At 73.3% G+C, this 21,329-nt stretch carries 14 protein-coding genes and 1 pseudogene; 5 read left to right on the forward strand and 10 right to left on the reverse strand.

The window, feature by feature from the left end:
• The 7 genes and pseudogenes from ACWEFJ_RS30875 to ACWEFJ_RS30905 all read right to left on the reverse strand — a co-directional run.
• Window positions 1-690 (reverse strand): annotated as a pseudogene (locus tag ACWEFJ_RS30875) (molybdopterin-dependent oxidoreductase); the annotation flags it as partial.
• Window positions 691-740: 50 nt separating this feature from the next.
• On the reverse strand, window positions 741-1,817 hold the full coding sequence (locus tag ACWEFJ_RS30880) for an anti-sigma factor (protein ID WP_449715893.1): 1,077 nt from the start codon (window positions 1,815-1,817) through the stop codon (window positions 741-743).
• Window positions 1,814-2,416: an ECF RNA polymerase sigma factor SigK gene (gene sigK / locus ACWEFJ_RS30885; protein WP_378097019.1), complete on the reverse strand. Its 603-nt coding sequence runs from the start codon at window positions 2,414-2,416 to the stop codon at window positions 1,814-1,816. The genes ACWEFJ_RS30880 and sigK overlap by 4 nt, the downstream gene beginning before the upstream one ends.
• 133 nt (window positions 2,417-2,549) lie before the next feature.
• Window positions 2,550-3,101, reverse strand: a complete 552-nt coding sequence (locus tag ACWEFJ_RS30890; RefSeq protein WP_449715894.1) for an HPP family protein — start codon at window positions 3,099-3,101, stop codon at window positions 2,550-2,552.
• A complete protein-coding gene (locus ACWEFJ_RS30895) occupies window positions 3,098-3,556 on the reverse strand; it encodes a hypothetical protein (protein WP_378097013.1) in 459 nt (152 codons plus the stop codon). The genes ACWEFJ_RS30890 and ACWEFJ_RS30895 overlap by 4 nt, the downstream gene beginning before the upstream one ends.
• Before the next feature lie 2 nt (window positions 3,557-3,558).
• Window positions 3,559-6,066: a molybdopterin oxidoreductase family protein gene (locus ACWEFJ_RS30900; RefSeq protein WP_449715895.1), complete on the reverse strand. Its 2,508-nt coding sequence runs from the start codon at window positions 6,064-6,066 to the stop codon at window positions 3,559-3,561.
• Window positions 6,067-6,220: 154 nt separating this feature from the next.
• Entirely contained in the window at window positions 6,221-7,999 is a 1,779-nt protein-coding gene (locus ACWEFJ_RS30905) for a thiamine pyrophosphate-requiring protein (protein WP_378097008.1), read from the reverse strand.
• A gap of 412 nt (window positions 8,000-8,411) precedes the next feature.
• Here ACWEFJ_RS30905 and ACWEFJ_RS30910 point away from each other — a divergent pair, with 412 nt between their 5' ends.
• A complete protein-coding gene (locus ACWEFJ_RS30910; protein ID WP_449715896.1) occupies window positions 8,412-8,822 on the forward strand; it encodes a hypothetical protein in 411 nt (136 codons plus the stop codon).
• A 72-nt stretch (window positions 8,823-8,894) separates the two neighbouring features.
• Here the strand turns inward: ACWEFJ_RS30910 and ACWEFJ_RS30915 are convergent, their stop codons facing one another.
• Both ACWEFJ_RS30915 and ACWEFJ_RS30920 read right to left on the reverse strand, forming a co-directional pair.
• Window positions 8,895-12,998 (reverse strand): beta-L-arabinofuranosidase domain-containing protein, encoded by a 4,104-nt coding sequence (locus tag ACWEFJ_RS30915; protein WP_449715897.1) that lies wholly within the window; start codon window positions 12,996-12,998, stop codon window positions 8,895-8,897.
• Between the two features lie 938 nt (window positions 12,999-13,936).
• A complete protein-coding gene (locus ACWEFJ_RS30920; RefSeq protein WP_449715898.1) occupies window positions 13,937-14,926 on the reverse strand; it encodes a DUF1702 family protein in 990 nt (329 codons plus the stop codon).
• A 533-nt stretch (window positions 14,927-15,459) separates the two neighbouring features.
• Here ACWEFJ_RS30920 and ACWEFJ_RS30925 point away from each other — a divergent pair.
• Together ACWEFJ_RS30925 and ACWEFJ_RS30930 are read left to right on the forward strand one after the other, a co-directional pair.
• Window positions 15,460-15,882, forward strand: a complete 423-nt coding sequence (locus tag ACWEFJ_RS30925; RefSeq protein ID WP_449715899.1) for a hypothetical protein — start codon at window positions 15,460-15,462, stop codon at window positions 15,880-15,882.
• Window positions 15,879-17,240, forward strand: a complete 1,362-nt coding sequence (locus tag ACWEFJ_RS30930) for a cytochrome P450 (RefSeq protein ID WP_449715900.1) — start codon at window positions 15,879-15,881, stop codon at window positions 17,238-17,240. Before ACWEFJ_RS30925 ends, ACWEFJ_RS30930 begins: the two co-directional genes overlap by 4 nt.
• A 75-nt stretch (window positions 17,241-17,315) precedes the next feature.
• On the opposite strand, the gene ACWEFJ_RS30935 is transcribed toward ACWEFJ_RS30930, so the two are convergent.
• Window positions 17,316-18,044: a helix-turn-helix transcriptional regulator gene (locus tag ACWEFJ_RS30935; RefSeq protein ID WP_378096627.1), complete on the reverse strand. Its 729-nt coding sequence runs from the start codon at window positions 18,042-18,044 to the stop codon at window positions 17,316-17,318.
• 789 nt (window positions 18,045-18,833) lie between these two features.
• Here ACWEFJ_RS30935 and ACWEFJ_RS30940 point away from each other — a divergent pair.
• A complete protein-coding gene (locus ACWEFJ_RS30940; protein ID WP_449715901.1) occupies window positions 18,834-19,364 on the forward strand; it encodes a DUF5987 family protein in 531 nt (176 codons plus the stop codon).
• On the forward strand, window positions 19,361-21,001 hold the full coding sequence (locus ACWEFJ_RS30945) for an FAD-dependent oxidoreductase (protein ID WP_378096620.1): 1,641 nt from the start codon (window positions 19,361-19,363) through the stop codon (window positions 20,999-21,001). Before ACWEFJ_RS30940 ends, ACWEFJ_RS30945 begins: the two co-directional genes overlap by 4 nt.
• The last annotated feature ends 328 nt before the right edge of the window (window positions 21,002-21,329 follow it).

Raw genomic sequence — 21,329 nt, forward strand, 5'->3', positions numbered from 1 at the left:
GGTCGCGGCACTGCTGGCGGCGGCGCGGTCGGCGGCGGCGCGGTCGGCGGCGGCGCGGTCGGCGGCGGCGCGGTCGGCGGCGGCGCGGTCGGCGGCGGCGCGGTCGATGGCGGTGGCGGTGGCGGTGCCGTCACTGCCGGCGGTGCGGGTGCCCGCGCCGGCGTTGGCGGTGCTGTCGATGGGGTGCGGCTCGGCCGCAGCGGGCGTGTCCGCCGGGCTGTGGCGGGCGAGCCGGTGCAGCCGGCGGAAGACCAGCACGCCCACGGCCAGGCCGGCCAACGGTGCCGCCAGGGCGATCGCGCCCAGCGTGGGCCGGGTGAGCACCGCCGCGACGCCGAGCACGCCCAGCGCCGCGGCCAGGAGCGTGCCGGGCAGCGGACCGCGGCGCGACAGCAGGCCGGCCAGGACCGCCGCGGCAGCGACGACCGTGGCCATGCCCGCCAGCAGCACCGCCTTGTCGTGCTCGCCGAACGTGCGGACCGCGAAGTCCTTGACCGGGTGCGGTGTCAGGTCGATCGCGGTGTTGCCCACGGCCAGGAACGGGGACGCGAGCGGGTCGGTCAGCGCGGCCACGAGGTGACCCGCGGCCAGTGCCGCGGCCACCGCGACCAGACCCACCGCGACCGCCGCCCGCGACCGCAGGCGCGGCGTCCCGGCTTCCGACGACTGCCTGCGCGTGGAGGTGTCCATGCCCGGTGTTCGCGGCCGAGCGCCCGGCGGATTGCCCCGGCGGGCGATGCTCAGACCAGCGGCAGGACCACGACGGTGGGTGTGGTGGGTCGGGGCGACCCTCCTCGCGGCTCCACCGTGAGGCCCACGGCTTCCCGACCGGTGAAACCGCTCGCCAGCAGGGGTTCGGGGGCGTCGGCGGACGTGAGCAGCCCCGCCGGCCGTGGACCGTCGGCACCGATCAGCCACATCTGGTAGGTGCGGTCGTCCGGCAACCGGGCCAGCCCGTGGGCGAGGAACAACACCTGGCCCCTCGCCGACGATGCCACGACGGTGCCCGTGCCGCCGCCGGCGACCTCGCCGCGGACGAGCTTGGCGTCCGGTGCGGCCAGCAGCTCGGCGACCTGGCTGTTGCGGCTGTTGACCTGCTCCAATGCCTGGAGGTCGCGCTCCAGCCGATCGTTGGTCCGCACGCCCTGGACGCCCAGGGTCACCGCCACCGCGACGGCCGCCGCACCGGCCAGCGCCGCCGTCCTGCGCAACCAGGTGCCCCGCCTCCCGCCGGCACGCCGCCGGTGCGGTTCCGCGGGCAGGTCGGGCCGATCGCCGGAACCCCACCCGATCGGCCCGGCAGGCCGATCACCGGAGCCCGGCGCAACCGGCCCGGCAGGCCGACCCGACCGATCGCCCGAACCCCGCCCGATCGGCCCGGCAGGCCGATCACCGGAGCCCGGCGCAACCGGCCCGGCAGGCCGACCCGACCGATCGCCCGAACCCCGCCCGATCGGCCCGGCAGGCCGATCACCGGAGCCCGGCGCAACCGGCCCGACGGGCTGATCCGGCCGATCACCGGAGCCCGGCGGGAACGGCTCGGCGGGCCCATCCGACCGGTCGTCGGGGTCCGGCGGGAGCTGGGGGGTGCGGAGCGCGGCGGCCAGCACTTGTTCACGCAGGTGCGCGGGCGGCTCGGCCTCGGTGCCGCCGGCGAGCTGCGTGGCCGTCGCCAGCAGTTGGGTGGTCTCCTGCGCGCAGCTCGAGCACACCGCGATGTGGTCCTCGAACAGGCGGCGCTCGGCGGCGGAGACCGCGTCGAGCGCGTAGGCGCCGATCAGCGTGTGCGCCTCGGCGCGGGCGGTGTCGTCGGTCATCGGGTCACCCCCAGGCAGTCCCGGAGCCTGATCAGGCCGTCGCGCATCCTGGTCTTCACTGTGCCCAGCGGGATGCCGAGGACGGCGGCCGTCTCGGGGTAGCTGTAGCCCCGGAAGTAGCCCAGCAGGATGGACTCCCGCTGCAGGTCGGTCAACGTGGCCAGGCACCGGCGCACCTGCCGCTGCTCGATGCGCGCGGCCACCTGCTCGCTGACCGCGTCGAACGGCGTCTCGACGTCGCGGCGGGCGGCGAGGTCCTCCCGCCGGGTCGCGGCCTGCGCCGAGCGGACCCGGTCCACGGCGCGGCGGTGCGCCACGGTCAGCACCCACGTCTCGGCGCTGCCCCGGCGCGGGTCGAAGCGGGCGGCGGTGCGCCACACCTCGACCAGGACTTCCTGGGTGACCTCCTCGGACTGCGCGTGGTCGCGCACCACGCGGCGGACCAGCCCGAACACCCTGCCGACCACCTTGTCGTACAGCCGCGCGAACGCCGCGTCGTCGCCGCGCGCCACCAGGCCCAGCAACTCCTCGGCCGGGACGTCGTCCTCGTCACCGGTGTCGGTGGGTACGGCTTGGAGCTTGCGCTCACGGCCTGTCATCGTGCCCCTTCTCGGGTGGAACGGTCCTCGACCGCCGGCCGCGCCGCTCGCACGCGACTGCTCCCGACCGCACGGCCCGCTGCCCCCGGTTCGTCGCGGACCCCGCGTCGGATTGGTCCGGGTCCCGGGTCGATCACCGCCACAGCGGTTGGCGCACGCCGAGCAGGCGGTTGAGGGCCACGCCGAGCACGGTCACCAGCAGCACCCCCACGCCGATGGCGACCAGCTCGGAGGCGGACGTGAGCAGGCCCAGGCTGATGATCAGGGTCGTCGCCCCGGCGGGCGGGTGCGGGCAGTCCAGCACGCGCAGGACCAGGGCGGTCAGGGCGACCGAGAGGGCGGCGGCGCCGACGCGGGCTCCCGTGACGCCCTCCTGGAGCACCGGCGGGTGGTCGGTCAGGCCGAACAGGGCCAGGCAGCCCGCCCCGGCCAGGATCGCCACGCCGTGCCCGATCAGGGTGCTGCGGGGCGCGGCCGACTGCTGCCGGGGTGACTCGAAGAACAGCATCACGGTCGGGCCGAGGCTGGGGAACAGGTAGGGCTGCCTGACGAGCAGGGCGACACCACCCGCGGCGGCCAGGACCGCCAGGCACAGCGCGAAGGCGTACCCGGCGGCGCCGAGGCTGCCCGCCCGTCGTTCGGCCGCTTGGAGCGCGCCGCCGGGCCCGTCGTCCACGTCGCTCACCGGGCCGCGATGAGGGCCTGGGGCGCGGCCTGCTTGATCCGGGTGCGCAGCCAGGTCAGCTGGCGGGCGGTGTCCTGTTCGCAGGCGTTGACGAGGTCGAGCAGTTCCCGGTCGCGCAGGCCCTGGGCGGCCTGGCCGACGACGGTCCAGGTGATGTCGGTCAGGCTCGCCAGGGTGTAGAGGTCCTGGAGGTCGCGCAGCAGGCCGACCGCCCCGCTGCGGGTGGAGTCCAGGCCGGCGGCGTGCAGGCGTTCGGGTTCCTCCTCGCGGTGCTCGCCGTAGCGCTCCACGACCGGCGCCAGGGCCTCGGCCTGGTGGTCGGTCCGCTCGGCGAGGACCTGGCAGGTGTGCCACACGTCGGGCTCGTCCGCGTGGCCCCGGCCGACCTCGCGGAAGGCGCCGGCGAGCGTGGTCAGCGACGTGTGCAGCAGTCCCAGGTAGGTGGCCAGGTGCATGATCAGCCCTTCGACGCGGCGTGCGGCAGCACGTTCGGGGTGCGGTCGGGGGTCGGTGGCGGCGGGGGCGGGCCGGTCGGGGCCACCTCCTCGCGCACGTCGTCCTCGCCCGCGGTCGCCGGCACGCCCGCCGGGTCGTGCGGCGCGGACGCCGTCGTGGTGGGCGCGGGCGCGGGGCCGGTGGCGTCGGCGAGCCTGGTCACCCGGACCGCGCCGATCTTGAACAGCGGCTGCTTGGACACCGGGTCCCACTCGGTCAGGGTCAGCTCGTTGGCCGCCCGAGCGTGCCGGTCGTCGTCGGTGTCCCAGTAGCCGTAGTGGAACGGCACGAACACCACGCCGTCGCGGCCCCGGCCGATCCGGGCCCGCGCCTCGACCCGGCCGCGCGGCGACTCGACCCGGACCAGGTCGCCCTCGGCCACGCCCAGGGCGGCGGCGTCGTGGGCGGACAGCTCGACCCACGGCTCGGGCGCGGCGCGGCGCAGCTGCCGGGAGCGGCCCGTCTTGGTGCGGGTGTGGAAGTGGTAGGCGGTGCGGCCGGTGGTCACCACGAACGGGTAGTCGTCGCTCGGCCGCTCCGGTGGCGGGGCGTACTCGGCGGCCTTGAGGAACGCCCGGCCGTCGGGGCGCTGGGCCCGGTACTGCTCGGGCGAGGTGGAGCCGCCGGTGAGCAGGTCGTGGCCGTAGTCCTCGCACACGTCCGGGTGGGTGGGGAACACCCCGTCGGCGTAGAGGCGGTCGCAGCCGTCGGGGTGCTCGTCGTTGCACGGCCACGGGATGCCGCTGCCGCCGCGCAGCTCGTCGTAGGACAGGCCGGTGTAGTCGCACAGCCGGCCGCGGCTGCACTCCTGCCAGGCCCGGAACGCGCCCTCGGGGTCGGACCACTTGATCAACGGCTGCCCGTCGCGGTCGCGGAAGTCCATGCGGCGGGCGTAGTCGAGGAAGATGTCCAGGTCCGACCGGGCCTCGCCGGGCGGTGCGACGGCCTGGTCCGACAGGTGCACGGTGCGGTTGACGTTGGTGAACGTGCCCTGCTTCTCGCCCCACAGCGCCGCCGGGAGCACCACGTCGGCGTACTCGGCGGTCTCGGTGCGGAACCCGTCCTGCACGACCACGAACAGGTCTTCCCGGGCCAGGATCTCCCGGACGCGCGGCAGTTCGGGCAGGGACACGGCCGGGTTGGTGGCGGAGATCCACAGGAACCGGATGGAGCCCTGCTCGGCGTAGCGCCACAGCTGCATCGCGTGGGTGGGCGGGGCCCAGTGCGGGATGGTCAGCGGGTCGACGTTCCACAGCTGCGCCAGCTGCCCGACGTGCTCGGGGTTGTCCCAGTTGCGGAAGCCGGGCAGGTCGCCGTCGGCCCCGGTCTCGCGGGTGTTCTGCGCGGTGGGCTGGCCGTTCATCTGCAGGATGCCGCACCCGGGCCGGCCGATCAGGCCGCGCAGCAGGTGCAGGTTGTTCACCTGGCAGGACGCCGCCGTGGCCTGGTGGGACTGGTAGAAGCCCTGCAACACGGTGGACAGCACCCGCTCGGACGTGCCGAAGATCCGGGCCGCCCGGCGCAGGTCGGCGGCGTCGACCCGGCAGGTGTCCGCGACGTGCTCGGGCGTGTACGGCTCGACGGTGGCGGCCAGCTCGTCGTAGCCGAGCGCGTGGGCGGCGACCCAGTCGCGGTCCACCCAGCCGTTCACGATCAGCTCGCGGACCAGGCCGTTCATCAGCGCCAGGTTCGTGCCGGGCAGCGGGGCGAGGTGCACTCCCCCGGACTCCACCGCCGCCTCGGCGACCTTGGTGCGCCGCGGGTCGACCGCGACCACCGCGGGGCGGTCCGGTCCCGCCAGGCGGTCCAGCACGCGGGCCCACAGCACGGTCTGCGTCTCGGCCATGTTGTGCCCGAACAGGAAGATCGCGTCGCAGGACTCGATGTCGGTGTAGCTGCCGGGCTGGCCGTCGGAGCCGAAGCTCTCCTTCATCGCCGCCGCGGCGGTGGCCGTGCACAGCCGGGTGTTGCCGTCCATGTGCGGCGTGCCCAGGCCGGCCTTGCCGATCACGGCGAGGGTGTAGTACTCCTCCAGGAAGAGCTGGCCGCTGGTGTAGAAGCCGTGCGACAGCGGCCCCACCTCGTCCAGCAGCTCCCGCGACCGCCGGACGACGAGGTCCATCGCGGTGTCCCAGTCGGACTCGACCAGCACGCCGCCGCGCCGCACCAGCGGCCGGGTCAACCGGTCCCGGCCGTTGTACTGCCACGACCCGTACAGGCCCTTGGGCCCCAGCCGGCCGTGGTTGACCACGTCGCCCGCACGGCCCCGGACGCCGACCATGCGGCCGTCCTTGACGGCGATGTCGCAGCCGCAGCCGTTGCTGCACAGCACGCACGCCGACTGCACCCAGCGGTCCACGTCGGACTCCGCCACGCCGGCGTCCAGGTGCAGGTCGACGCGCACCGGCCACGGCTCGTCCTTCGCGTGCGGCGTCCGCGTGCCCCAGATGTCCGCGATCCGGTCCGCCATGTGCCCTCCATCGCTCCGGTGTGACCACCGTGTCGGCTACCCGCCGCGACGACCGCCAACCACGTCGTCCGACCGGATGCCGGCGGCCGGGTGACCAACCGGGGCGCCGGGTGACGACGAGTCCGGTTCCCCGGCCCCGGCCCGGCGGCGACCGCTACCCGTGCCCCTCGTCGGCGCGTTGCCGGCGCAGGTGGTCCCGTTCCGGGTCGCCGTCGGGCTCCTGGTCCAGCCCTTGGTGGATCATGTCGACCTTCTCGTCGGGCAGGTGCGGCGCGAGCAGCGGCACGGCCGGGTCCACGACGGCCTCGACGACCACCGGCCGGTCGGCGTGGAACGCCTCGTGCCACGCCTTGCCCACGGCGTCCGGGGAGTCGACCCGGATGCCGCGCAGCCCGAGCAGCTCGGCGTACGCGGCGTAGGGGAAGTCCGGCACGCGCTGCGAGGTCGGGAAGCGCGGGTCGCCCTCCATCTCGCGCTGCTCCCAGGTGACCTCGTTGAGGTCGCGGTTGTGCAGCACGAGCACCACGAACGTCGGGTCGGCCCAGTCGCGCCACCGGTCGGCGACGGTGATCAGCTCCAGCAGGCCGTTCATCTGCATCGCGCCGTCACCCACCAGGGCGACGACCGGCCGGTCCGGCGCGTCCAGCTTCGCCGCCAGGCCGTAGGGCAGGGCGCAGCCCATGGACGCCAGGTAGCCGGAGGTGTGCGCGGGCGCGCCGACCGGCAGCGCGAGGTGGCGGGCGAACCAGTAGGTGGCCGAGCCGACGTCCACCGCCACCCGCACGTCGAGCGGCAGGTGACCGGACAGCTCGTGCACCACCAGCTCGGGGTTGAGCGGGTCGGCGGGGGCCTGGGCGCGTTCCCCGGCGATGCGCCGCCACCGGGCCACGGCGGCGAACACCCGTTCCTCCCACCGGCGATCGGGATTGCGGCGCAGCAGCGGCAGCAGCGCCCGCAGCGTCTCGGTGGCGTCCCCCACCAGCGGGACCTCGACGGGGTACTTGCTGCCGACCACGCGGGCCTCGACGTCGATCTGCACGGCCCGCGCCTGCCCCGGCTCCGGGTAGAACTCGGTCCACGGGTCGTTGCTGCCGACGATGAGCAGCGTGTCGCAGCCGGCCATCAACTCGGCCGAGGCGGTGGTGCCCAGGTGCCCCATGACGCCGGTGTGCCACGGGGCGTCCTCGGGGATCACGGGCTTGCCCACCAGCGACGCCGTCGCCCCCGCGCCCAGCGCCTCGACCACCCGCGCGATCTCGGCCTGCGCGCCCGCCGCGCCGCGCCCGATCAGCAGCGCGACCTTCCGGCCGGCGTTGAGGACGTCGGCGGCCCGCCGCAGGTCGTCCTCGCGCGGCAGCACGCGGGGCCGGGCCACGACCGCCGAGGACGGCACCACGCCGTGGGTGTGCGGCAACTCCTGCGCCGCGTCGGCCCGCTGCACGTCGTGCGGCACGATGAGGCACGTCGGCACCCGCTCGGAGATCGCGGTGCGCATCGCGTTGTCCAGCAGCACCGGCAGCTGCTCGGGCGCGAACACCGTCTGCAGGTACTGGCCGCAGACGTCCTTGAACAACGCGTGCAGGTCCACCTCCTGCAGGTAGCCCGTGCCCAGCGCGGTGGACACGACCTGGCCGACGACCGCCACCACCGGGCGGCGGTCCAGCTTGGCGTCGTAGAGGCCGCCGAGCAGGTGGATCGCGCCGGGCCCCTGCGTGGCCAGGCACACCCCGACCTCGCCGGTGTACTTGGCGTGGCCCGACGCCATGAACGCGGCCATCTCCTCGTGCCGCACGGGCACGAACTCCGGGTCGCCGCCGGCCCGGTGCAGGGCGGCCAGGATCGGGTCGATCCCGTCGCCCGCGTAGCCGAACACGCGGGGCACGCCCCAGGTCCGCAGGCGTCGGACGAGCGCGTCCGCGACGGTGCCGCTCATGCCGCGCCCAGGGCGGTCTGCCACACCACGGCCTTCATGCCGCCTCCTCCGTCGTCGTCCCTGGACGGCTTCCCGCGCGACGGGCCGCGAAACGCGGGAGCGGAGCGGAACCCACCTCCGCACAGCCCGCCGGGCCGGCGGCAGCCCTGCCCTCCGACGTCCTGTTCACCGCCCGGCCCGACTCCGGCGGAGGCCGCGAGCCCGAGTCGTGCCGCCACCCGGAGCCGAACGCGGCACGCGACCCGCGCGGCGCCCGGGAGAGTCCACTTCGGTCCGTGAAGGCGTGTGACCTGGCCGGGTGGTTTCGGGTTCGGCCCGGTGATCACCCCTGGTCGGCGCGCGGTCCCGGTGGTGACAGTGGAGTGCGGGCGGCGACCGCCGCCCGTGCCGAGTCGGCGAGGAGTTGATCACCGTGCGAACCGTTCCCACGACCCTGTCCCGCATCGTCCTGGTGCCCTTGGTGCTGGCGGCGATCGCCGTCGGCCTCGGCGGGCCGGCGCACGCCGCCGGGCAGGCCACCCCGGCCTTCGGCGCGTCGGAGCGCGAGGCGGGCGCGGCCGATTCCCGGATCGGCCGGATCGAGTGGCAGGTCACCGACGACCTCGCCCTGTACGGCTACCTGGACCATCCCCGCCAGACCCTCCACCTCTTCCTCGAACGGGACCACGAGCAGGTCTGGCGCGGCACCCAGGTCGGGTCCGGCGACCTCGTGGGCGAGTTCCAGGACGGCAGGATCCAGGCTTCGATCGACTGGGACCGGGGCCGGCTCGTGATCGTCATCGGGTACCGGGGCGACCGGTACGAGAACAGGTGGACCTGGTAAAAGGCGCGTGGCGGTGGCACCGGGAGCCGGTGCCACCGCCACGTTGCCGCGCGCTACCTCATCGGGCCCCGCTCACGGGCAGCGCAGGGCCGGGTAGTCGATGCGGTGGCTCGTCGACACGCCGCCCTCCACGACGGTCGCGGTGACGACGCCCGCCGCCAGGTCGCCCGTCCGGGTGTTGAAGGACTGGTACGCCTGCTTGCCCGGCTCCACGGCGGCGAAGTGCTTGCCGCCGAACGGCGTGGCCACCGTGACCGCGACCGGTGACGTGCCCGTGTTCACCGCCGTGACCGCCAGGTGGGCGGTGCCGCCGACGCAGCGCGGGACGGCGGTGACGGCGAGGGCCGGCGTGGCCGCGGAGATCTCCAGCGTGTACCGGGTCGACGTCACGTGGTCCTGGGCGAAGGCGTCGACGGTGACCGTCCTGCGCCCCGAGGCGTCCAGGGTGATCTTGCGCGGGCGGGTGTCGTCGATCAGGACGCCGTCCACCTTCACCAGGCCGCTGGGCACGTGCGGGTCGAAGTCGACGTCCACCTCGGTGGTCCCGGCCGGGACCCGCAGCGCGTAGGCGGTGGCGCCGGGGGTGAAGGCCGGGGTGAGGACGCCCGGGGCGGCCTTGAGGCCGGACAGCTCCGACTCGGGGCCGTAGACCAGGGACTTGCTGGTGGCGACGCCGAACACGCCACCGGCCCAGCCGCCGGTCGACTGGAACCGGACGGTCACCACCGGGATCCGCTGCCCGTTCTCGTCCAGCACCGGGTTGCCCGCCTGGTCCACCTTCCACCGCGGGTTGTCCAGGTGCTTGCGGGGGATCTCGTCCGTCTGCAGGTAGAAGACGTTCGTGCCCGCGTTGCGGTTGACGGTCTCGGTCTTGAACTTCTCGTCGTTGAGGTAGACGTCGAAGGTGCGGCCGGCGTCGCCGGAGTAGTAGCGCACCCGCAGCAGGTTCGACGCCTGCGCCGGGTCGACCCGCAGGTCGTAGCTGAACCAGCCGGACGGGCCCTCCGCGTGCCGGAACTGCTGGCCGCTGAACACGCCGACCGACGAGTTGGCCTGCTTGAGGTTCTTGGCCCCCTCGAAGTTGTTGTTGTCGAAGCTGTACAGCGAGTCGATGGTCAGCTCGGTGTCGCGCAGCCGCCGCTTGTCGTCCAGGATGCGCTGCTGGGCCGCCTCGGAGTCGGCCGTCTCGTAGGAGAAGTAGAGGCCGTAGCGCTCGTCGTGGCGGCGGTAGTGCGGCGTGAACTCCAGGTCGGTGGCCGCGTTGCGGAGCGTGAACCGGACCTGCCCGTCGGCGGTGTCCGGGCCGCGCACGACGTTGTTGGCGAGGTCGGCCTTCCAGGCGGCCACGGTCGGCGTGTCGACCTGGATGACCTGCGGCGCGTCGGGGTCCAGGGACGCCGCGCGCACCAGGATGCCGACGCGGGCGAACTTGTCGAGGTCCTTGGTGCCCAGCCCGGCGCTGAGCAGCACCGGCCCGTACTTCAACGCGAAGAAGTCCGGGTTGTCGGGCGTCTCGACCAGCCGCACGGCCATCGGCAGCCGGTACTCGACCACGTCGCCCGCCCGGACGCCCAGCACCACGTAACCGCGCTGGACCTGCGGCGTGACGGCCGAGCCGTTGACGGTGAGGCCGGGCGCGGCGGCGGCCCAGTCCGGCACGCGCAGGCGCAGCTTGGCGTTGGCCGGGACCGCGCCGCCGTCGACCGCCTCGACGCGGAACGTGACCGTGTCGTCGTTGGGCAGGTTCGCCTCCTGCCGGACGCGCAGGTTGCCGTGCTCGAACACCGAGCTGAAGAACATGTTGACCCAGACGCCGTCCGATCCCGTGAAGTAGATCGAGTCGCCGAGCTTGGAGAAGTTCTCCATGCCGGTGCCGGTGCAGCACCAGAACTCGGTGAAGGGCATCGAGTACAGCTTGTAGTAGCCCGGCGCCATCGCCTGGAAGTACGTCGTCATCCCGGTGTCGGGGTTCTGCGACGACAGGATCGTGTTGATGAACGTGTTCTCGTAGTAGTTGGCGTACTTGACGTCCTGCGTCAGCTTGAACAGCTCGCGCGAGAGCTTGAGCATGTTGTACTCGTTGCAGGTCTCCGCCGTCTCGGCGTTGCCGACGACGCCCTTGCCGGTGGCGAACTCGTGCAGCGTGTCCGGGCCGTGGAAGTGCTCGGCCTGGCTGTTCGCGCCGGTGGCGTAGGTGTGGTGGTCGACCACGATCTGCCAGAAGTTCTGCGCGGCCTGCAGGTACATCGGCAGGTCGGCCTTCTCCTGCGCGGTCAGCTTGTCGTACAGGGCGGGGTTCTGGGTGAAGACCGTGTAGCGCTTCACCGCGCCGATGAGCTTGGGGATGGTGGTGTTGGCGTGCTTGCCGTTGAGCACGTCCCGGTTCGCCGCCAGCTCGCGGAACAGCGACAGCTCGTCGAACGCCTCGGCGGCCCGCTTGAACCGGGCGTCGCCGCCGCTGCGGGCGTACAGCTCGTACAGGGCGTCGTTCATGCCGCCGTACTCGGTGCGCAGCATGACGCTGGTGTCGGCCAGGGTGGACACGCGGCCGTACAGGTAGCCGCCGAAGCCCTTGGCGATCTCCAGGGCCTTGCCGCCGTGGGCGTCCGGGACGTACTTGTTGATGTCCAGCAGCCCGGCGAGCACCTTGTGCAGGTTGTAGTAGGGCACCACGACCGGGTCGTCGGACGCGCCGCGGCCTTCCACGGCGTCGAGCGCGGTGTCGCGGAACGGGCCGAGGTAGCCCGCGCGGGACGTGCCCGCGTAGGCCGCCTGCACCTCGGCGAGGCCGTCGACCGCCTCGGTGATCTCCCGGTGCAGCCCTTCCTTGACCGCCGGGTCGGAGGTCGAGGCGTAGGACATGGCCAGCGCGGACATGTAGTGGCCGAAGGCGTGGCCGCGGAAGTTGCCGCTGACCGCGCCGTTCTCCCAGCCCTGGTAGCCGGTGGCGGTGGGCGGGGTGAGGTTCGCCGTGCGGTAGAACCAGTGCAGGAACTGCCGGGAGTCGAGGCTGAGCAGGTACTCGTGCTCCTTGGCGGCGGCGTTGTCGAGGTACGCGTCGTCCAGGCGCACGCTCAGGCCGCTGTCCTGGAGGACCTCGCGGACGGCGGGCACGGTCACGGCGAACTCCCGGACGGTGGGCGCGCCGTCGGCGAACCGGACCGTGGCGGTGAGGGTGACGTGCGCGTCGTCCTCGCCCGCACCCGGCTGGTGCACGGTGCCGTCGAGGTCGATCACGTCGCGGTCGCTGGAGGCCCAGGTGACGGTCGAGCCGCTGGAGCCCTCGCGCGGCAGGGCGAGGGCGGCGGCGACGGTCGCGGGGAGCGTGATGGCGGCGGCGTCGGCCCTCGCCACGGCGTCCTTGTCCACGGTGCCGCCGCCTTCCTCGTAGAGGCCGACGACGTCGGCCGCGGTCGCCTCGCCCGCGTACAGCCGGTAGGAGTCCAGGGCGCTGGTCAGGAACGAGCCGTTGTACTGCGGCCCGTTGAAGCCGAGGGTCTTGGGCAGGTTCGCGTCGGCGGTGATGACACCGGTCGACGCGCCTCCGACGGGCTGCGCGACCTGGCTGGGCACGCGCAGGCCGTTGCGGTAGAACACGGCCCGCTTGGTGTCGCTGTGGTAGCTGACGGCGATGTGCGTCCACTGGCCGACGGGGAAGAACGCCGCCCGGTCGGCCGAGGACACCTGGATCTTGTACGGCTGCGCCCCGCCCGGGCCCGCGGACAGCGCCAGCGGCGAGCCGTTGCCCTCCGACGACAGGTACCAGCCGTCGCTGTTGTAGGCGGCCTTGTTCCAGGCGATCACCTGCTCGCCCACCATCGCGGTGTCCGGCTTGAGCCAGAACGACGCGGTCATCACCCTGGGCTGCAACTCGACGCCGCGGCCCAGGTCGAGGTAGGTGCCGGCGGTCAGCTTCAGCGCCGAGTCGCGGACGCCGGGCACGAACGCGTACGCCGGCGCGGCCGTGCCGGTGGCCTTCGCGGTCACCGGGTGGGCGAGGTCGGAGCCGTCGGCGAGGCTGTTGTCGAACTCGAGCGCGAGGACGGGGTCCCCGAGTGCGCCCTGGGCCTGCGCCGGCACGGCCAGCGGGCTCGCCACGAGCGCCACCCCCAGCAGGGCGGCGAGCGCGCCGGCGGCTCGCGGCCGGGTCACCGCGTTGGGTCTGAACCTCGTCATGGCAATCGCGACCTCCTCGACGCGTGCGCGTCCTCGTGGGCGGTGGGAGCGGACCCTGATCGGGTCCGGGCGGTGCAGACCAACGGCCGCGCCGGGGTGAGGTCGGCTGCGATCCCGGGGGACGGCGCCGTCGCCGGTTGGGACCGGGCGGTGGAGGTCGGGGCGGGGTTCCCCGCGATTCCCGGGCGGGGCAACGACCCGGGCCGGGCGGCGAGGACCGACGGCCGCGCCGGCGTGGGATGACCTGCGAATCCCGGGCTCGGCGCGGGTGCCGGTGGCGACGCGGCCGAGCCGTTCGGCCCGGGGCGCGGCGGCACGGCGGAGCCCGGGCGCGGCAGGGGCGCGACGGCTGCCGGACGGTGTCTCATGCGACGGGCTCCTCCCGGCGGTCAGGGCAGGGCGGACCGCCGCCCAGGGCGGGCGGTGGCCGTGCGGTCGGAGGGCGGGCGCGGCGGCCCGGAACCCGTGGTCGCCTCGACGACGCCGAGGCACCGTGACGAGAACCCCACTGTGTTAGCGCTAACATCTTTCGGCAAGAAAGTGAAACATCGTGGTAATGCCCGTGTCAACACCCTCTTGCACCGCAACCGCCTCGACACCGAGCGCGACGACGACGCCCGGCCGGCTCGGCCCACGAGCGCGCCGACCGGGCGGCGACACCGGATCCGCCGAGTCGTGTTAACGCGAACATCGAGCCGGGGGCGGTGATCGCCGACGCCGCGCGGAAGAGGTCGGCCGGACGGCTTCGAGGCTGCGGGCGTGGAGCGCGGTGCGGGCGTGGAGCACCGGGTAGTCGAACCAGCGCGGCCCGGTCGGCCCGGCACACCGCCATCCCGGCGGGGCCGGCGGTCAGGGGCGGTGTTCGCCCGCCGGGGCGGAACGGCACATTCCCGTTTCGACGGGACCCCCGTCGTCGCGATTGTTCGCCTTTCCGCCGGTCAAGCCGGAAGGGTGTCCTGAGCGGTCGAGAATTGCGCGCGAATGCGCGCGCGCCACAGTTCGTACGCGGTCACCGCGCCGTCCTCGTCCGGCGTGACGGCCTTGCGGTCGGCGAGCGCGGAAGCGTCGGCGGGCGACAGATCGGTCAATGCCCCGATGGCCGTCGCGCTGTGTTCCGGCACGAATCCGGAGTGCACCCGGGCCTTGGCCCCGAAGACCGCGCCCTGGGCGAGTTGCGCGTGGTGCTCCCCCGCCGCGGCGCGCAGCGTCGCCAACTCGGCGGACGTGGCGCCGCCGGCGAAGGTGGCGGCGAGCCCGACGCCGCTCCACAGGTCGGCGTGACGGGCCGGGTCGAACCGGAGGACCGCCGGCGTCACGTCGGCGGGTCGCGCGCCGTGGATGAACCACAGCGCGCGTCCGATGCCCTGGTCCACCGCCCGCGGGAAGTAGTCGGGCCGGCCCAGCCAGGGGTACGGCGCGGGCACCTGCTGCCGGGTCACCCACTTGTCGGTGTGGAAGTAGGCCAGGTCGAAGCCGTAGCCGTCGACCGCCAGCCAGCTCATCGTCGGGTGGTAGGGCGAGTCGGACAGGTCGGGCAGCACCTTGCGCCACAGCGCGCGGGGCAGTCGGGCCATCGCGAACCCGATGCCGATGTAGGCCAGGAACAGGTGCGGGTCGCCGGGGCCGCGCAGGAGGTCGCGCGTGCGCGTGCCGCGGCCCGCCACGTCGCGGATGGTGAGCGCCATCGTCGCGCCCTCGTAGGCGAAGCCGCGCAGGTCCGCGGCGACGATCGCGAGCCTGCGCTCGACCTCCCACTGGTCGCGCGCGTCGATGCCCCACTCGAACCCGCAGACGACCGACTGCGGGATGGCCTCCAGGTGGGCCGCCGAGGGCGAGGACGCGCCGGGGAACCCGCGCGCCTCGAACCCGACCTCCCGCAGCGGCGGCGCCATCACGAGCCGGCGCAACGATCCCAACGTCGTCGACATGTCTGACCCCCAGCGTCGGAGAGTGGTCTGCGGCCGGTGTGGCGAGGGCGGCGCCGCGCGGACGCCCCGGGGAAGAGGGTGACGGACCGAAGGCGGTCGGGCCACGCGTGCGGGCCATCCCACCTCCTCCCGAGGGCTGGGCGGACGGCCACCCGGCGGCACGACCGGGAGGGCTCCCGGATACCCCTTACAGCATTCGGCGTGGAGCCGGTGCCGCTCTTCTTCGAGAGTGCGCAATTGAGCGGCCGCCTTCATTCCACGCTCCGTGCGCACCGGTCGTGCCTCCATTCGGACGATGCCGCGCCGGCGGTCACGACAAGGCGATCGCGATGTTCCGGGAAAGCGCGCCGGGTCGGTTAGCACAATCGGAGAAGCAATGCCGCCGGCGATCATGCGAGGCTGTTCGCGAGCACGTTTCCGGTTCGTGCCCGGTCGTTCACGCGGCGGGTTCCTCCGCTTTCCCCCGGCCGCGCCCCCTGCCCCACGACGAACTCGCGTCCGCCCCGACGGGCAGGTTTCCGCTCCCGGCGCACGTGGGCCGACCCGACCTCGCCGGCCGGGTCGTCGAGCACGACCCGCGACCCCGCTCGGGCCGGTACGACCGGCGGCTCGGCAACCAGGCCAAGGAAGAGGGGACCGACATGGCCGAGACGAAACCAAGCCCGCCGCGCCACGACCCGAGGGTCGTCGCGGCACCGCGCACGATCCCGTGCACGACCTCCGACACCCTCGACCGCGCGGCCCTCGGATCGGCGCGGGCGGGGATGTGGCCTCTCACCACCCCCGCGCCCGACGAAGCCCCCACGCCGCGATCCGTCGGCGGCGGCTCCACCGGGTCGGTCGACTCCCCCGGCGTCGCGACCCGCGCCCGCCACGGGGTGCGGTCCGGCGCGACGTCCACTTCGGACTCCCCGGTCGCCGGGTCGCCGGGCGGCACCGAGGTCGTGCCGACGTGACCGGGTCCGCGGCCGACCTCGGGCGGACTCCCCCGGGGCCGCCCCGCAGCGCGACGTTCAGCCTGCTGCGGAAGCTGGCGGGCGACCGGCTCGACCTGATGTCCTCGGCCGCCGACCGGTACGGCGACGCCGTCCGGATGGCGATCGGCCCGAAGACGCTCTACTTCTTCAACCACCCGGACCACGCCAAGCAGGTGCTGGCCGACAACGCCGACAACTACCACAAGGGCATCGGCCTGGTGCACGCGCGCCGCGCCCTCGGCGACGGCCTGCTGACCAGCGAGGGCGAGCTGTGGCGCAAGCAGCGCAAGGCCACCCAGCCCGCGTTCCAGCACAAGCGCATCGCCGGGAAGGCGCGGGCGGTGGCGGAGTCCGCGGCCCGGCTCGTGGACCGGTTGAAGGCGCGCATCGGCGGTGGGCCGGTCGACCTCATGGGCGAGATGACCGGCCTGACCCTCGACGTGCTCGGCCGGACCCTGCTGGACGAGGACCTGTCGGAGTTCGCCTCGATCGGCCACTCGTTCGAGGCCGTGCAGGACCAGGCCATGTTCGAGATGGTGACGATGAGCGCGGTGCCGATGTGGGTCCCGCTGCCGCACCAGCTCCGCTTCCGCCGTGCCCGCCGGGAGTTGCGGCGCGTGGTGGACGAGCTGTCGGCGCGGCGGGACGCCCACGGCGGCGCCGGCGACGACGTGCTGTCCCGGCTGCTCGTCTCGATCCGCGAGGAGCGGGACCCGGCGTTCGGCACCCAGCGGCTGCACGACGAGCTGGTGACGCTGATGCTCGCCGGGCACGAGACGACGGCGAGCACGCTCGGGTGGACGTTCCACCTGCTCGACCGGCACCCGGAGGTCGCGCAGCGGGTCCGGGCCGAGGCGCGGTCCGTGCTCGGCGACCGGGCGCCCGCCTTCGAGGACCTGCCCGCGTTGCGCTACACCACGATGGTGGTCGAGGAGGCCATGCGGCTGTACCCGCCGGTGTGGATCCTGCCGCGGGTGGCGCAGCAGGACGACGTGGTCGGCGGGTACCGGGTGCCGAAGGGCTCGGACGTGCTGATCTGCCCGTACACCCTGCACCGGCACCCGGCGTTCTGGGAGCGGCCCGCGCGGTTCGACCCGGAGCGGTTCACGCCGGAGGCGAAGCACGGCCGGCCCCGCTACGCCTACATCCCGTTCGGGGCCGGGAGGAGGTTCTGCGTGGGCAGCCACCTCGGGATGATGGAGGCGACCTTCACCACCGCCGTGATCGCCCGCGAGCTGGACCTGCGGACGGTGACGGGCTACGAGGTCGTGCCCGAGCCGATGCTCTCGCTGCGGGTGCGCGGCGGGTTGCCGATGACGGTGCACGCCGCCCGCTGACCGCGCCCCCCATGAGCGGAGGACCCGCCACCCGATCCGGGTGGCGGGTCCTTCCCGTCGGATCCGGGTGGCGGATCAGCTCACGGGTTCGCCCTGCAACGCGACCATCCGCACGTCCAGCAGTGCCAGCAGGACCGGCGGGTCGAGGGCGGAGATGGGGCGCAGCGCCAGGTCGGCCTGCGTCACCGGGACGTCCGGGCGGACGGTGATCGGCCCGCACGAGGCCACGGCGAGCGCCTGGTCGGGGGCGAGCGGCCCCGCGCCGAGCGTCGACTCGCGGCCCAGGGCGACCGAGTGGGCCAGCACGTGCCAGGTGCCCGCCGGCACCGAGTTGAGGACGTACCGGCCGGGCCCTTCCAGCACGGAGCACCGGACCGGCGACCCGTGCGGGAGCCGGTCGGGGAAGAGCCCGACGAAGATCAGACCGGGCGGCCGCCCGGGTAACTCGAGGATCTCGCCCTGCACGGTCGTGGACGACGCGTCGGAGGCCCGCCTCGCCATCGGGATCTCCGGTGCGAAACCACCGAGCTCGCGGTAGGTGGTGGGCGAGACACCGACGCTGTTGCGGAACCTCGAACTGAAGGTGCCGACGCTGGTGTAGCCGACCCGGTGGCTGATGTCGGTGACGGTCAGTGACGTGCACAGGAGCAACCGCTTCGCCTCCTGCAGCCGGATCGCCGAGAGGAACCGGCCCGGCGAGATGCCGGTGGCCCGCTGGAACGCCCGGGAGAAGTGGAACTTGCTGTACATCGCGGTCCGTGCCATGTCGTCGATCGTGAAATGCTCACCAAGATTCTCGTGCATGAAGTCAATCACTCGCCCGATGGCTTTTTCGATGACTTCCTCCACTACTGCCCCCAACTCGTAGACGACACAAGTTGCCCGGTAAAGCGTGCCGCGGTGGCACCACACCGCGGTGCGTGACCTGATGGAAGCGCAACTTCAGCGCGGGCAGATTCGGCATCGGCCGAACCTGCCCGCTTCGGTTTCCCCAGTTCCCCAGCAATTTGTCAAAAAGTCTTTGCCACACGGCAAGCTACCAGGCCGTCCACGGTCTTCGCAAGACGCCCGAACCAGCCGACAACGCCCCGCATTTCCGATCAACGCGGCCGCGGAGAGGTCGCGATCTTGTGAACAACCGGAACGTCCGATCCGGACACCGCGACAGTAATCATCATTGTTCGTCGAACGCCCGCGAAATTTTCGGAGGTAAGGCGGCCGGACGTACTCCAACACGCCTAGCGGAGCACCGCAAAAATAGCATCGGATCCCGGCGGGAGTGTGGTAGGGCACCGCTGACCGGCACATATGGTGACCGGTGGGTTCCGGTCCGGGGTTCATTCCTTCAGCGGTACGCGTTACGACCGGACCCGCCCCGGTGTCGCCGAACGGACCGCGACCGGGGCGCGCCGAAGACCGCACGCACGAAGATGCGTGCGCCTTCACGAACGTCCGACGATATGACCGACACCGGCTTCCGCGGAAGCCCTTCCGCGCGCCGCGGACAACCCCCGGACGGGTTGTCGGCCTTCTCCCCCCTGACCGCAGGAGGAACACGCCGTGCCACCGGAAATTCCACAGGATGGTCGAACCATGACGCTGGAAGCGTTCGCGGACACGATAGTTCCCGGCGAGAAACGGGCGCCGGACGATCGCGCCATCGCGGGCGCGGCGACCGGTGGCGGAGCGGTAATCGCGGGCGCGGTCGCATTGCTGGAAACACCGGCCGCCGGAATCGCCGCCGGACTGGACGACCTGACCCGGATGCTGAACGACCACGCGAGCGCGTACGCCGCCGACCGCGGGATCGAACTGGACGGCTCGGTGCCGCCTTTCGTCTCCCTGGCCTACGCCGACCGGATCGCGCTCGTGCACGCCCTGACGTCGCCCGGCCACCCGGAGAAGGACGGTTGGGTGGCCCTCGCGCTGTTCAGCAACATGGCCTTCGACACCGGCGCGCACCTGCCCACCGCCGAGGCGATCGCGGCCGACCACCCGGGCCTGGTCGCGATGGGCTTCGCGAAGCCGGACCCGGACGGCCTCTGGCGGTTCCCCGCCTACTCCTACGGCAGACCGCTGGCCCGCCTGCACCCGGACACCACGCCCTCGGGGAGCCCCGCATGACGACCACCGAGAGCACCGACGTCCTCGTCATCGGCAGCGGGTTCGGCGGCGCGATCGCCGCCTACCACCTCGCCGCGGGCGGCGCGAAGGTCACCGTGCTGGAACGCGGCCCCTGGCTCGAGGGCAAGGACTTCGAGCACGACTTCCTGCTCGGCTCCTCCTACACGCGGATCTTCGACTTCGTGGTCGGGGACGGCATGAGCCTGCTGGGCGGCAACTGCGTCGGCGGCGGCAGCGTCGTCTACTTCGCCGCGATGCCCCGCGCCCCCCGGTTCATCTTCGAGCGCAAGGGCAGCATCGGCCGGCGGATGTGGCCCTCCGCGATCACCCGCGACACCCTGGACCCGTGGTACGACCGGGTCAGCGAGGCGTTGCCCGTGTCCACCCAGACCTGGGACGACGTCAGCTACGCGGGCGGTCTGTTCGCCGCCGCGTGCGACCACGCGGGCCGCACCGCCAACCCCGTGCCGGTGGCGATCGACAAGGCGTTGTGCACCAACTGCAACTGGATGATGGCGGGCTGCCGGTTCGACGCCAAGCGGTCGCTGCTGCTCAACTACCTGCCCGCCGCGGTCGCGCACGGCGCGGAGATCCGCCCGCTGCACGAGGTCCAGCAGATCGGCCGCACCGAGGACGGCGGCTACCGGGTCAGGTACAGCATCGTGCACGACGTCGACTACCGCGTGCACGTCGGCGGCGGCGAGATCGACGCGAAGATCGTCGTCCTGGCCGCGGGCGCGGGCGCCACCCCGGTGATCCTCCAGCGGTCCGAGGCGACGCTCGGCACGATGCCGGACGCGGTCGGCAAGTACTTCTCCGGCAACGGCGAGCGGCTCAACACCGCGATCATCGACGAGGACAAGGCACGCGACCTGCTCGGCCTGAGCCGCGAGGACGGCCTGGCCTACGCCGCCAACCAGATCGGCAAGGGCCCGGTCGTGGCGAGCTGGGACAACCTGGACGGCTCGCTGCCGGAGTTCTCCCGCTACTCGCTGGAGCAGCTGTACTTCCCGCCCGGTTTCGGCACGATCCTGGCCCAGGTGCCCGACGCGAGCGGCCCGTCGTGGTTCGGCGCGGAGAAGAAGCGGATCGTCGAGAGGTGGCAGTCCTGGCTGACCATCTTCTCCATGACCGAGGACGACAACGAAGGCGTGTTCGGCCCTCCCCCGCCCACCGGCAACGCGTACCGGATCTCGCAGCAGATGCTCGGCCGCGGGCCGATCCGGTACCGCCCGACCGAGAACACCCTGTTCGGCTGGCGGCAGTCCGACGCGGCGGTCAAGGAGATCATGGAGCGCGACGGCCTGTCGCGGGTCGAGCCGTGGACCAACGACGTGGTGGGCGCGTACACCGTGCACCCCTTGGCGTCGTGCCGGATCGGCGACGACCCGGCGACCTCGGCGCTGGACGACCGGCACGAGCTGCGCGGCCACCCCGGCATCTTCGTCACCGACGGTTCGGCCGTGCCGGGCGCGCTGACGGTGAACCCGGCGCTGACCATCGCCGCGCTCGCCGAGCGGGCCATGCCCGGCATCGTGCACGCCCTGCGCGAGCGCGGGGTCGACGTGACCTACGGCGCGCCCTCGCCGGAGGGCCGCAACAGCGCGCGCCGGGTCACGGCGACGGTGATCGACTGATTCCGGTCCGGGGTCTCCGGCAAGGGCTCGTCCCACGCCCCTGCCGGCCCTCGGGCCGCGGCCGGACGCGCCGCCGGAGCCGACCGCGAGGCGGGACCTCGCGGACCGCGCCCGGCGGCGTGCCGCGCACAGGCCCCGGTGCCGAAGACCTCACGAGCCCGAACCCCGCCAACCGCGCACAACAGCGCGCCGCGCACAGGACCCCGGGTGCCGAAGACCTGGTCGACGCCGACCGCGAGGCCCGACCCCGCGAACCGCGCCCGGCGGCGTGCCCCGCACAGGACCCGGTGCCGAAGATTCACGACCCGAACCCCGCCAACCTTGGCCG

Source organism: Actinosynnema sp. NPDC004786 (genome assembly GCF_053601135.1).

Excerpts from the sequence above, each read along its gene's own strand:
- ACWEFJ_RS30920 (WP_449715898.1), bottom strand. The coding sequence starts at position 14,926 with ATGTCGACGACGTTGGGATCGTTGCGCCGGCTCGTGATGGCGCCGCCG.
- sigK (WP_378097019.1), bottom strand. The coding sequence starts at position 2,416 with ATGACAGGCCGTGAGCGCAAGCTCCAAGCCGTACCCACCGACACCGGT.
- ACWEFJ_RS30915 (WP_449715897.1), bottom strand. The coding sequence starts at position 12,998 with ATGACGAGGTTCAGACCCAACGCGGTGACCCGGCCGCGAGCCGCCGGC.
- ACWEFJ_RS30895 (WP_378097013.1), bottom strand. The coding sequence starts at position 3,556 with ATGCACCTGGCCACCTACCTGGGACTGCTGCACACGTCGCTGACCACG.
- ACWEFJ_RS30905 (WP_378097008.1), bottom strand. The coding sequence starts at position 7,999 with ATGAGCGGCACCGTCGCGGACGCGCTCGTCCGACGCCTGCGGACCTGG.
- ACWEFJ_RS30945 (WP_378096620.1), top strand. The coding sequence starts at position 19,361 with ATGACGACCACCGAGAGCACCGACGTCCTCGTCATCGGCAGCGGGTTC.
- ACWEFJ_RS30900 (WP_449715895.1), bottom strand. The coding sequence starts at position 6,066 with ATGGCGGACCGGATCGCGGACATCTGGGGCACGCGGACGCCGCACGCG.
- ACWEFJ_RS30940 (WP_449715901.1), top strand. The coding sequence starts at position 18,834 with ATGACGCTGGAAGCGTTCGCGGACACGATAGTTCCCGGCGAGAAACGG.
- ACWEFJ_RS30935 (WP_378096627.1), bottom strand. The coding sequence starts at position 18,044 with ATGCACGAGAATCTTGGTGAGCATTTCACGATCGACGACATGGCACGG.
- ACWEFJ_RS30880 (WP_449715893.1), bottom strand. The coding sequence starts at position 1,817 with ATGACCGACGACACCGCCCGCGCCGAGGCGCACACGCTGATCGGCGCC.